9 protein-coding genes are annotated in these 12970 nt (G+C 39.8%); 5 read left to right on the forward strand and 4 right to left on the reverse strand.

The window, feature by feature from the left end; all coding sequences use genetic code 11:
- Nucleotides 1–5 precede the first annotated feature (5 nt).
- Both B2O97_RS12810 and B2O97_RS12815 read right to left on the reverse strand, forming a co-directional pair.
- Nucleotides 6–1298: an HAD-IB family phosphatase gene (locus B2O97_RS12810; protein WP_286767505.1), complete on the reverse strand. Its 1293-nt coding sequence runs from the start codon at nucleotides 1296–1298 to the stop codon at nucleotides 6–8.
- Nucleotides 1299–1402: 104 nt separating this feature from the next.
- Nucleotides 1403–2374: an NAD-dependent epimerase/dehydratase family protein gene (locus B2O97_RS12815; protein WP_070561387.1), complete on the reverse strand. Its 972-nt coding sequence runs from the start codon at nucleotides 2372–2374 to the stop codon at nucleotides 1403–1405.
- Between the two features lie 191 nt (nucleotides 2375–2565).
- Here B2O97_RS12815 and B2O97_RS12820 point away from each other — a divergent pair, with 191 nt between their 5' ends.
- Entirely contained in the window at nucleotides 2566–3753 is a 1188-nt protein-coding gene (locus tag B2O97_RS12820) for a formimidoylglutamase (RefSeq protein WP_070561385.1), read from the forward strand.
- A gap of 222 nt (nucleotides 3754–3975) precedes the next feature.
- A complete protein-coding gene (gene rmuC, locus B2O97_RS12825; RefSeq protein ID WP_046672705.1) occupies nucleotides 3976–5298 on the forward strand; it encodes a DNA recombination protein RmuC in 1323 nt (440 codons plus the stop codon).
- A gap of 106 nt (nucleotides 5299–5404) precedes the next feature.
- Here the strand turns inward: rmuC and B2O97_RS12830 are convergent, their stop codons facing one another.
- On the reverse strand, nucleotides 5405–6481 hold the full coding sequence (locus tag B2O97_RS12830) for a DUF4407 domain-containing protein (protein WP_070561383.1): 1077 nt from the start codon (nucleotides 6479–6481) through the stop codon (nucleotides 5405–5407).
- A 170-nt stretch (nucleotides 6482–6651) separates the two neighbouring features.
- Between B2O97_RS12830 and B2O97_RS12835 the strand changes: the two genes are divergently transcribed.
- Nucleotides 6652–8763 (forward strand): M3 family metallopeptidase, encoded by a 2112-nt coding sequence (locus tag B2O97_RS12835; RefSeq protein WP_286767506.1) that lies wholly within the window; start codon nucleotides 6652–6654, stop codon nucleotides 8761–8763.
- 127 nt (nucleotides 8764–8890) lie between these two features.
- Nucleotides 8891–9211, forward strand: a complete 321-nt coding sequence (locus B2O97_RS12840) for a hypothetical protein (RefSeq protein WP_070561379.1) — start codon at nucleotides 8891–8893, stop codon at nucleotides 9209–9211.
- A gap of 140 nt (nucleotides 9212–9351) precedes the next feature.
- On the opposite strand, the gene B2O97_RS12845 is transcribed toward B2O97_RS12840, so the two are convergent.
- Nucleotides 9352–10737: a nucleotide sugar dehydrogenase gene (locus B2O97_RS12845; RefSeq protein WP_286752773.1), complete on the reverse strand. Its 1386-nt coding sequence runs from the start codon at nucleotides 10735–10737 to the stop codon at nucleotides 9352–9354.
- 226 nt (nucleotides 10738–10963) lie between these two features.
- On the opposite strand from B2O97_RS12845, the gene dnaG reads away from it, so the two are divergent.
- Nucleotides 10964–12967 carry a DNA primase gene (dnaG, locus tag B2O97_RS12850; protein ID WP_286767507.1) on the forward strand — a complete coding sequence of 668 codons (2004 nt, stop codon included), beginning with the start codon at nucleotides 10964–10966 and terminating at the stop codon, nucleotides 12965–12967.
- The last annotated feature ends 3 nt before the right edge of the window (nucleotides 12968–12970 follow it).

Consider the following 12970-nt stretch of genomic DNA (forward strand, 5'->3'; position numbering starts at 1 on the left):
TGCTATTAATACAATATTCTGAACTTAATTGTATTGTCGATCTGTTTGAGTTGTTTCAATAGATCTTTATCATATTCACCTTGTATATCGGTTACCGCATAGCCAATGTCACTTTTGGTCATTAGAAATTGTGCAACGATATTGATGTTATTTTGGGCATAGACCTTATTAATCTGAGCCATAATTCCGGGAACATTTTGGTGGATATGCAGCAATCTTGTGACCTGTTTTACTTTTGGTAAAATTAGATTTGGGAAGTTGCGACTTAAATAAGTATCACCATTGTTGATAAAATCGGCCATTCGACGCGGAATAAACTCTGAATTTTTCTTTTTATTTTTCTTGTCGTCGAAAACGACAATACCTTTTGAATTGCAGATATCCTTATTGATATGCCCTTTGATATCGCCCAAATATCCGATTGTTTTTAATTTGTCGGCCTGTTGAAGCTGTTCATCACTGATGTCGATATTGTCGCCCAAGAGCAGCATCCCTACATCCTTTACATACTTTTCTTCGAATGTATCTTTTGTGCGGATAGAAAAACCGTCTCTTTTTAAGATATGAGCCGCTATTTCTGGTACATCTCCCACGATCAAACAAAGGATACGATTTTTAGGATAAGAGATGGCACGGGGCAGATCATTTACATATAAGAACTCATCAAAACTAGGTGTGATAAAGTCTGCTTTCTCAGTGACACTTTTACGTTGGATATTCTCTGTGAATGCAAAGAATTTTTCAATTAATCCCGATTCCTTCAGTTGAAAATCTGAATAACCGTCACCAATGCCAAACAGTCTTCCTTCAATATTTAATTGTTTTAATAATTGCACTTTTCCACCTTCATTTGATAATGGATTCTCTTCGTCAAAACCGATAATATTACCGTCTTCATCAAATCTGAATGTATTGGCATAGATATTTTCGGTCTTGATATGATACGGTGTAACAACAGGTGTAATAAACTCCTTAAAACCTCCTGAAACGATCCATGCGGTGTCGGCGTGTTTCTTGAAAAATTCACGATTTCGGGAAAAAGAGGTTGAAACTTTTTTCTTAAGATGTGAAACAAGTTTATCCAGATGAGATTTATTGGCATTTAATAGTTTTACGCGACCAGCCAAAGCCTCACGGAAAGATAGTTTACCCTCCATGGCAAGATTGGTGTACCGCTCAATTTCGTGATAGATAGATTCGCGATCCGGATGGTTCTCAAGAGAGATTCGTGCAAGTTCATCAAGTGCCTCTACTTGTGTAAATGTACTATCAAAATCAATGATGTAATAGTTTTTCATCTTGTTATTTTTTTATGAAACGATCGTGAGAGTGCTGAATGCTAATCTCCGATATCGGTAGGTGCCGATGGTTTCAAGGTTCGGTTGTTTGTTATGTTATCGTTTTATTGTTTGTTATATAAATCTGCAATTTCCTTCAGCGTTTGTTCCAAAGGCCGATAACTGTGGTTTAGGAGCCCCTGGATTTTAGCGTTGGAATACTGCAATTTGGCACTTGAAGCCGCCGCAGTTTCTTTTGTCAATGTTGAATCCGATTTTTTAAATACGGAAAGCATGCTGGAAACAGTAGAGGCAATTTGGAGTAAGGTCTCGGAAACTTCGATTGTCGGTTCTGGCTTGTTCATTAATACACTTGCAACGCTCAACAGATCCTTGTTGCTTATATTGAGATGATTAATGATATAGCGTTCAGCAGTAATATCGTCTCGCTCCATCAATTGAATCATGATCGCGGCAACATCCTCTACATCAACAACACCAACACTTCCTTTTGGGTAAAATCGTAGCCCTTTATTGATCATTGAAAAAATAGCTCCAGAGCCTTTGTCGTTGGCCGAAGCACCTAAAATTACGGCGGGGTTGACAATAACTGCATTTAGACCCTCGGTAATGCCACGCCATACCTCCATCTCCGCCTGATACTTTGATAACGAATAGTTGGATGTTAGTGCATTGTGCTCCCAGTGGTCTTTCTCGGATACCGGCAGGTTGTCTCTATTTGTCCCTAAAGCTGCGATTGAGCTGACATGGAGTAAGCGAATGCCCTTTTCAAGGCAAAGATTGACCACATTTGTCGTTCCTTCCACATTCACTTTAAAAAGCGCTTTAGCATCTTTCTTTTGGTAGGAAACCAATGCTGCACAATGGAACACTTTAGTAACGCCTTCAAGAGCATCTTCTAATTCAAAATAATTGTTGATATCAGCGTCGATCCATTGCACCAACGAAGAAGATAACAACGAGGCCGGAATAGTCGATTGAGCTCTTTTGATGGCTATGACGTCAATTCCTTGGTCTATCAACTGTCTGATTAGTGTAGACCCTAAAAAACCTGTTCCTCCAGTTATTAATATCACTTGATAAAGATACTGTTAAAAATAATGTTTTCAAAAGTTAGTTAATAAATGGATATTTGTGTGAATTGCATCCTGAAAAAACCTTCATGCTTTCGCGGGTATCAAATACCATGAAAGCCAAGGTAGATTCTTTCAGTCCAATTAAAACAGTCGCTTTCAGAACAAATAGGAGATTTTACAAATTATAGCTTATGTCATCACTGTCCGTATTCTTTAGCCCGATTTCAATTACAGGTTTTGCTCCTGAGCATGGGTTCTTGAGTTCTCAACTAGGAAACGTTATTCAAGCCTATGAAACAGATTTTCCGAGCTGGGAAACGGATAAACAGCCTCAGTTGGCTATTGTCGGTGTGGAGGAAGATCGTGCATCCATCAATAATAATGGAACGGATAAAGCGCCGGATGCTGTTCGAAAACATCTTTATGCACTATATCAGGGCGATTATACGATGAATATCGTTGATTTGGGAAATATCAAAGCAGGTAATACGATTCAAGATACCTATATCGCTTTAAAATCTGTCGTGGAGGAACTGGTCAAAGAGAATATTCTTCCGATTATCATTGGCGGTGGACAGGACCTTACCTATGCACAATATTTGGGGTATCAAAATTTAGAACGAAAGATCGAGCTAGCGATTATAGATGCTCGGTTTGACCTTGATGAGGAGAACGCCGAAAATGTAAGCCTGAATTCCCGATCTTATGTGAACCATATTATTTTGCATCAGCCTGACTATTTATTCAATTTAAATGCCATAGCCTATCAAACTTACCTCGTCAGTAAAGAGTCTATCCATATGTATGATAAACTATTTTTTAATGCAACACGAGTCGGTATGATTGCGGGTAAAATGGACCAATCAGAGCCTTTGATCCGAGCAGCGGATTTGATTAGTTTTGACATAGGAGCCATTCGGGCCTCTGAGGCGCCTGGAAATGCCAATGCAATGCCAAATGGTTTATTTGGCGATGAAGCTTGTCAACTTGCCCGCTATGCGGGGATGTCGGATAAATGTTCTTCCATCGGTTTTTATGAATTCAATCCAACATTTGATCCAATGGAACAGACGGCTATGTTGGTCTCGCAAATGATTTGGTGCTTTATTGATGGTTATTATAATCGGAAACAAGATACGCCGTTGTATCCCAAATCATCTTATATCATTTATCGCACCACACTGGAAAACGAGGAGCATGAATTGGTCTTTGTGAAAAGTAAAAAATCAGACCGCTGGTGGATTCAAGTGCCTTATTTTGGATCTAAATCAGTCAACGAACGCTATTACCTCGTGCCTTGCCGTTATGAAGACTATCAATTGGCTGTCTCAGGTGAAATGCCCGATCTATGGTGGAAAACACACCAAAAATTGCAATAAAGCTTCGTTGAACGGTACATTGCTCTGATTCTGCTTCGATGGCGAAGCGGATGATGCACCTTGTAAATTGACAACAGCTTGCCAACTGACTACAGACTTTTTATAAGTGTTTTTAGTCGTGCAGATCCATTAAGTTTGAGATGTTATAGGTTTAATTAAATGCAATGATGGTTAAACAGACCTGCTCAGGTAAGCATACACCATCTTCAGAAAATACAAATCATGGAAATATTTTTCTTTGCGGGAATCGTATTGTTATTGGTCATTTTGATCGTATTGGTATTAAAAAAGAATACCGATTCCAGTGCTGGTCCTGCATACAATAAAGAGGTTGAAACACTAAAAATTGAGCTTGCCAGATCGCAACAGCGGGAACAAAGTTTGCTGGAAGAACGCCTTATGCTAAAAAATGAATTGGATAAGGAACGGGAGAATCTTCTGGTCGCAGAGCGGTCTTTAGAAAGTACACGTTCATTTTATGAGGCGCAGCTCGATAAATTTCAGGAACAGAAGAATGAAATCGCCGAGATTAAACGGCAGTTCAACAATGAGTTTCAGGTTATTGCCAATAAAATATTGGAAGAGAAGACACAAAAGTTTACAGAGACCAATCATCGTTCCCTGGGGTTGATTTTGGACCCATTGAAGGAAAAAATCAAATTGTTTGAAGAGAAAGTCGATAAAAATTACAATCAGGAGGCAGCGGAAAGAAATTCTTTAAAGGGAGTTGTCCTTCAGCTGGTCGAACAGAGTCTTAAAATTAAAGACGAAGCCAATAGCCTAACCAAGGCATTAAAAGGGGATACCAAAAAGCAAGGCAATTGGGGCGAGGTAATTTTAGAGCGGGTCCTGGAGCGTTCTGGACTGATGCGCGATCGCGAATTTAGATTACAGGTGTCTCTTATGGATGCCGAAGGAAGAAGAATGCAGCCCGACGCGATTATCGACCTTCCTGAAGATAAACACCTGATTGTGGATTCAAAAGTTTCGCTGATTGCGTACGAACGTTGGGTCAACGCCGACACGGATGAGGATCGTGCAATTTTCGCAAAACAACACGTACAGTCTGTGGAAAATCACGTGAAAGAACTTTCCGCAAAAAACTACCACGAGTTGTATGGTATAGAATCGCCAGAATTTGTATTGCTATTTATGCCTATAGAATCGGCTTTGAGTATGTCTGTGGCGCAAAAACCGGATTTGTTTAGTGAGGCTTGGGATCGAAAAGTCGTTATTGTAAGTCCTTCTACATTATTGGCAACCCTGCGTACCATAGCAAGTATCTGGAAACAGGAACGTCAGACCAGGAATGTAATTGAAATAGCAAAGGAAGCCGGGAGCCTTTACGATAAATTTGTGAGCTTTCTGAACGATATGGAGCAGGTGCAGAATCAGTTGGAGCGCGCATTAAAAAGCCATGAAGATGCAACTAAAAAACTTTCTACAGGAGCTGGGAATGTGATTGGAAAAGTAGAGAAATTAAAACGTTTAGGAGCTAAAGCAAATAAACAGATCGATTCCAAATTTTTAGATGAGGAAGATTAACGATGAGGAAGATTAACAAAAACGGACTTGCCGAAAGGTAAGCCCGTTTATAATTTTTAGCTTCGAAATGCAAAACCTACTTTGCTAACTTCTGCTAGCGATTCTACTAAAGCTCTTTCATGCGCTTATTGATGGAAACATCAACATACGTATCCTTTAAACGGTCTACGGCTTCTTTTTGAACAGTGACATTGGTGTCTGATTCATAATCATGAATAGTCCTTTGATTTTGGATTTCATTATCATAAGGATCCTTTCCTGCCAAAAGTTTGACGATTACCGGAAGACATTCGAGGAAGACAAAAAGCAACGCAATAAAAAATACAGCATTTGCATTGGACTCGTTAACCTTTCCATTGGCATCGTACCTTAGATTGCCCAGCGCAGAGTTGCGGTCTGCAAAACCAGCGACATTGACGGCGCTGTCCAAAGAAGCGTTGGATAAAACTTTTTGGTCCAATATCCCTTCAAATTTCTGTTTCTGGCGTATAGCGTTTTGCTGGGTCGTTATCTTGTTCCGTAAAGTGTCCAAATAGCCCTCTTTTTTCTTCAGCTCTTCTTCTTTCATTTTGGCATAAGGGCCATACCCCATGACACCGGACGTTTCAGTTGTTTTGTTACCGAATATCTCGTAGTTCAATTTTGTACGGTCATTTTTAATGCTGGATTCCAATGAGTCACGTTCTGTCGTGGTTGCTTTCAAAAGTGCAACTTCATTGGCATATTTCTTATTGAAAGTACTGTTGAGCGTGTCAATTTTAGCGCGTTGGTCGGCAAGAAACCGTACACGGAGGTTTTCCCGGATCTCTTTATCGAAGATTTTTAACTCCAATGGCCTAGAGATAACCAACCCGATCAAAATAGCCAATAAAATTCGCGGCAGGGCCTGCAGAAGCTGCATAAAGCCACTTTTGGATTTATTAATACTGAGCACAATATAGCGATCCATGTTAAATATCGCTAAACCCCAAATAATACCAAATACAATAGCTAAAAGCCAGTCAAATGTTCCCCCACTAAAGACGAAATACATGGCATAACCACCCGAAAGGCTGGCAAACAATCCCGTAAAAAAAATAGTAGCACCTATGGCTGTGTACTTACTATGTTCTTCCGGATATTTTTCAAGAGTTTCTTGATGTACCCCCGCACATCTCCAAAAGAAACGGTTAATATCGCTCATTAATATATTTTTACTCAAATTGACAGATTATTTTTAACAAGATTTATGAATAAGTTTTTGTTTTACAATAGGATGACTGTTTTCATGCTCCTTTGTAACGCCTCCCCCAGAAGACACAGCATTTGCCTAATTTTATTATCTTTGAAAAAAATCAGGAATAATCAGATAATATGAAGAAAAGACAACTTTTGCCATTCTTTGTGATAGTGGCAACTGCATTTGTTGGTTGTGAGGAAAAAAAAGTGATGACAGATAATCCTCTTTTATTGGCTTACGAAACCCCATTTAATGTACCACCTTTTGACAAGATCAAAACAGAGCATTTTAGGCCAGCGTTTGATGAAGCAATAAAAATACACAATTTGGAAATTGACACAATAGTCAACAATTCGGATAAAGCAACATTTCAAAATACGATAGTCGCCTTAGAAAATGCGGGTGGATTACTGAATAATGTATCAACTGTATTTTATAATCTCAATAGTGCCAATACGAATGACAGTATTCAGGCAATAGCGAAAGATCTGGCCCCCATCTTATCGAGTCATTCGGATGAAATCTCGATGAATACCAAATTATTTGACCGTATCAAAACAGTTTGGAGCAGCCGAAATACACTTGGACTGGACGAACAGGATAATAAACTGTTAGAAGAAACCTATAAGAGTTTTGTTCGTTCTGGCGCAAATCTAAAGGATGCGGATAAGGAAAAAATGAAAAAAATTAATGCTGAACTTTCAACATTAACAACACAATTCGGACAAAATTTGCTTGCTGAAACCAATGCTTATACATTGGTCGTTGATTCCGCGAGCCAATTGGAAGGCTTGCGGGAATCGTTGAAAACGGCAGCGGCTGAAGAAGCCTTAGCAAAAGGAAAGAAAGACAAATGGGTCTTTACCTTACAGAATCCGTCCATTATGCCCTTTCTTCAGTATGCAAAAAATCGTGAGTTGAGAAAACAGCTTTGGGAAGCCTATCAGTTGCGTGGCAATCAAGATAACACCAACGATAACAAGGCAATCATTCAAAAAATTGTTAATCTCCGTCTTCAAAAAGCAAAATTATTGGGTTATTCTTCACATGCAGCTTATGTACTCGAGGAATCCATGGCGAAGAATCCGACCAATGTCTATGCACTGTTAAATAAACTTTGGACTCCAGCACTTGCTAAAGCGAAAGGCGAGGAGGCTGATATCGCACAGGAAATTAAAGCTGAAGGCGGCAATTTTGCTGTCGCTCCTTACGATTGGAGATATTATACAGAGATTATTCGCAAAAAACGTTTTGCATTGAATGAAGACGAAATTAAACCTTATTTGAGTCTTCCGGCAGTTCGTGAAGGAGCATTCGGTGTCGCCAATAAATTATATGGTTTGACATTCGTAGCCTTAAACAATGTCCCAACCTACCATAAAGACGTAGAAGTGTATGAAGTTAAAGACAAAGACGGTTCACATTTAGGTCTCTTATACGCTGATTTTTTCCCGCGCGAATCAAAAAGAGGCGGTGCCTGGATGACTTCTTATCGTAATCAGTCGACAAAAGATGGAAAACGTGTTGCTCCGGTAATTTCCATCGTATGCAATTTCACAAAACCAGTGGGAAAAAATCCTGCCTTGTTGACATTTGATGAAGCAACTACCTTGTTCCATGAGTTTGGACATGCTATGCATGGTCTTCTTTCCAATGTAAGATACCGCTCAATGGCCGGAACTTCTGTACCACGTGACTTTGTTGAGTTACCTTCACAGGTGATGGAAAATTGGGCAGCAGATCCAGAGGTATTAAAAACATATGCTAAGCATTATAAGACGAAAGAAGCGATGCCAGATTCATTGATTCAGAAAATGGAAAAGGCCGGTACCTTTGATCAAGGATTTGCAACCGTTGAATACCTTTCTGCTGCGTTGTTAGACATGGATTATCATGCTACCACAAAAGAAATTTCAAAAGATATTAATGGCTTTGAAAAAACGGCAATGAAAAAAATAGGTATTATTGATGCTATTATTCCGCGCTATAGAAGTACATATTTTCAACATATTTTCGCAGGTGGGTATTCTGCAGGTTATTATGCTTATATCTGGTCTGAAGTATTGGATTCGGATGCTTTTGCAGCTTTCAAGGAAAAATCATTGTACGATCAAGTGACAGCAGATTCTTTCCGTAAGAATATTCTTGAAAAAGGAGGTACAGATGATCCTGCTAAGATGTACCGTACGTTTAGAGGTGCGGATCCAGATCCAAAATATCTATTGAAAAAGAGAGGTTTGAACTAATACTCACTAATCAAAAAAAGGCGATATAGAAATATATCGCCTTTTTTTTGTTCAGGTACTTGTTATTCTAAAAACTATTCTTACATTTGAATATTATTTATAATGAGTCTAAATAAATAAAGATACTATGTGTGACACAAAAATTCTAAGCCAAAGAGGAGATACCCATATTAGTGTTTGCCATAAGTGTCAGACCTATTATATCTGGCAACAAAGTTTTGTACTGACATTTACGAAGAAAAAATTCTTCGACTTCTTGAATATTACGAAAAGTAATGGTGATGAACTCTTTTTTAGCACATTTCCAGATGGTGAATTTCGATTGATCATGAAAACACCTTATCCAGATATCGTATTTTCATTTGACGAAGAACAATGGCAGAATTTCAGAGATGCGCTCCAAGAATCTTATTACATGAATGAGTTTTATGGAATGCTGAATAATTAAGATAAAAAGTCCTGTTGCATCGCTTGTGTTTCATCTCTCTTTCCTTATGCGTTGACAACAGGCACAAACAAAACCCTCAGTTATAGCTGCATAAGTGTACGCAACTGTATCCTGAGGGTTCTTTTTTACCTATATATTGATTACTCGCCTATCGCGTAATATTTAAAATCAAGGTCTTCAAGTTCCTTACGGTTCAATAGTTTACGGCCATCGAACACAAATGCAGGCTTTTTCATGTGCTCCTTGATTTTGGCCCAGTCATAGTTCTTAAATTCATCCCATTCAGTCAATACTGCAATTGCATGTGCATCATTGCAAGCCTCATAGGCGGTATTGACCACCTTTACCAAGGCCCTGTTTTCTTCCGAAGATCTGGTGTTCAGATAATCGAGGTCGGCATAGATGCGTTCAGCAGAAACTTTGGGGTCATAGACCGTGATTTCAGCTTGTTCACTCAATAGATAATCAGCCACATAGATCGCCGCAGATTCACGCGTATCATTCGTGTCTTTTTTGAATGCCCAGCCTAAGAAAGCAATCTTTTTGCCCGATACAGTATTATACAATGTTTGGATAATGTTGTCCGCAAATCGCTGTTTTTGATAATCATTCATCAAAATCACCTGATCCCAATACTCGGCAACCTCTGTGAGACCGTAACTCCGTGCGATATAAACTAAATTGAGGATATCTTTTTGAAAACAAGAGCCTCCAAAACCTACAGAAGCTTTCAGAAATTTGGATCCAATTCTGGAATCCATACCGATTGCCTTGGAGACTTCATCGACGTTCGCGCCTGTTTTCTCGCATAGTGCCGAGATGGAATTAATGGAGGAGACGCGTTGTGCTAAAAAGGCATTTGCGGTTAGTTTTGACAGTTCAGACGACCAAAGGTTTGTTGTGAGAATCTTGTCGCGACTTACCCAATGTGCATAGATATCGACCAATGCAGCAATAGCTTCATCATTCTCTCCACCTATAAGCACGCGGTCCGGATTGATTAAATCCTGTATCGCTGTTCCTTCAGCCAAAAATTCAGGGTTGGAAAGAATATGGAAATTAACACCATTACCCGTGTTATCCAGGATACTTTTTAAAGCTGCCGCTGTGCGAACGGGTAAAGTCGATTTTTCAACGACAATTTTGTCGTTTTTGGCAACCGCTGCGATCTGCCGTGCACAAAGTTCAATATACTTTAAGTCCGCAGCCATCCCCTTGCCTTTTCCGTAATTCTTAGTCGGTGTATTGACCGAAATAAAAATCATGTCGGCCTCGTCGATAGCTTTTTCGATATCGGTTGAGAAAAACAAATTGCGATGACGCGCTTCCGCAACAATCTCTTGTAAACCGGGCTCGTATACAGGAAGATTATCGAGATTTTCATCATTCCAAGCCGCGATACGGGCTGCATTGACGTCGACGATCGTAATCTCAATATGTGGACATTGCTTTGCAACAACTGACATGGTAGGTCCACCAACATAACCAGCACCGATACAGCATATTTTCTTGATTGTTTTGCTCATTTTGATTATCTTAATCAGCTATAAATTGAAGAACAAACTTAGATAAATTGCTTTTGATATGCAATACAAAGCACAGCATATCAAAACAATTTATTTATAGGAGCTGGCTCATCACTTGTTCTGCTTTCTATTTGCATAATTGCCCTTATGCAATGCTATTAAAGAAGCCATTTCGTAGTGGAGATGCAAAAGATTTATTCTAATTTTACATTAAAAAAGAAACGTTTTGATAAAGCAGGAAGTTATTGATAAGGTACTGGAAACAGCACGGATAGAAGAGGTGGTGGGAGACTTCGTTGATTTAAAGAAACGGGGAACTTCTTTGATCGGAAATTGTCCTTTTCACCATGAAAAGACACCTTCCTTCCACGTTTCTGTTTCGAAGGGTATCTATAAGTGTTTTGGTTGTGGTTTCGGTGGGGATTCCCTCAAATTCGTCATGGAACTGGAAAAGTTCTCATACCCCGAAGCCATTCGTTATTTAGCCGATAAATATTCCATTCAAATTGAAGAAGTCGAGCGTTCTCCAGCCCAGCTTGCCGCGCAGGATAAACGGGAAAGTCTATATGTGCTAAGCGCTTGGGCCAGTAAATTCTTCGCCGAGCAACTCTGGAAAACTGAAATGGGGCAGGTGATCGGACTCAACTATTTCAAGGAGCGCGGCTACCGTGAGGATATCATCAAAAAATTTGAATTGGGGTATTCGCCTGAGGAATGGACGGCATTGGTCGATAAAGCACAGGTAGCGGGTTTTCACCCAGATTATTTGGCCGCGAGTGGTTTGGCTATTGAACGCGATGATAAATCTTTATATGATCGTTTCCGTGGCCGGGTCATGTTTCCGATTCATAACCTTACAGGCCGTGTCATTGGCTTTGGTGGCCGGACACTAAAGACCGACAAAAAAGTCGCCAAATATGTAAACTCTCCTGAAAGCGAAATCTACCATAAATCCGATGTACTGTATGGATTGAATTTTGCCAAAAAAGCAATTATGGAAGAGGATAATTGCTACTTGGTAGAGGGGTATGCAGATGTTCTTTCGGTACATCAAGCTGGAGTCGAAAATGTTGTTTCCTCCTCGGGAACTTCGTTGACAACAGGTCAGATCAAGCTTATTTCCAGATTCACCAAAAATGTGACCATACTGTATGATGGGGATGAAGCGGGGATCAAAGCCTCCCTACGCGGTACAGATATGCTGCTCGAAGAAGGCTTAAACGTGAAGGTGCTGCTTTTTCCCGACGGTAATGATCCCGACTCTTACGTGCAAAAGTTTGGTGCCACGGCTTTTAAAGATTATGTCAAATCCAATCAGCAGGACTTCATTTTCTACAAAACGAATATTCTGCTTCGCGATGCCAATAACGATCCCATAAAAAGGGCCGAGGTTATTCGCGATGTGGTCGAAAGTATTGCATTGATTCCCGATGAAATTAAGGTTTCTGTTTTTATCCGCGAATGTAGCAGCCTTTTGGATATCGAAGAGCGTATTTTGTTGGCTGAACTCAACAAGATTAGGCTCAATAGAGCAAAGAAGGCGGATAAGGATGCTGCTCGTAAAACTCAGAGTCCGCCGCCAAATACAGGGATGCCCCCTTTCGGAATGGACGGGCCACCGCCGGATTTCTTTATGACAGATGGTGAAAGGGCGGGATTACCTCCCATAGAGTCTGTAGAACAGCCTGCACAGCTGACTTCGGAAATTCTCCAGGAACGTGAGATCGTCCGAATTTTAATCAACTATGGTGATTATCTGGCAACCTGGGAAGGTGACGGTGATATTCCAGTTGCAGGATTGCTATTGGGAAATATCAGCGACATTGAATTTAAGGATAAAGCTGCGGCTTATATTTTAAACGTCTATAGAGAAGCTGCGGAAAAATACGAAATTCCAGATACGAAACAATTCTATTCAAACTCTGACCCTGCTATAGCAGATTTGGCGATCAATTGCGTTGCCAGTAAATATTCGCTCAGCGAAAATTGGAATGACGATAAGCGTAAAATTTATGTAACGCAAGAATACGAACATCTAAAACAACTTGTCGTTACAGCGATCTATCGGATCAAGAAACGTAAGATTGAAGCTGAAATGCATCATATTCGTGAAGAAATGAAACATGAACAAGATGTGGCCAACCTGGAAGTCCTTATTTTTAAATATCAGAAATTAAAAGAAGCCGAACGCCTATTGGGCGGCTTTCTGGGCAACACTATTGTAAAGTAATCT

Source organism: Sphingobacterium sp. UBA865, assembly GCF_002295765.1.
Classification (GTDB): Bacteria; Bacteroidota; Bacteroidia; order Sphingobacteriales; family Sphingobacteriaceae; genus Sphingobacterium; species Sphingobacterium multivorum.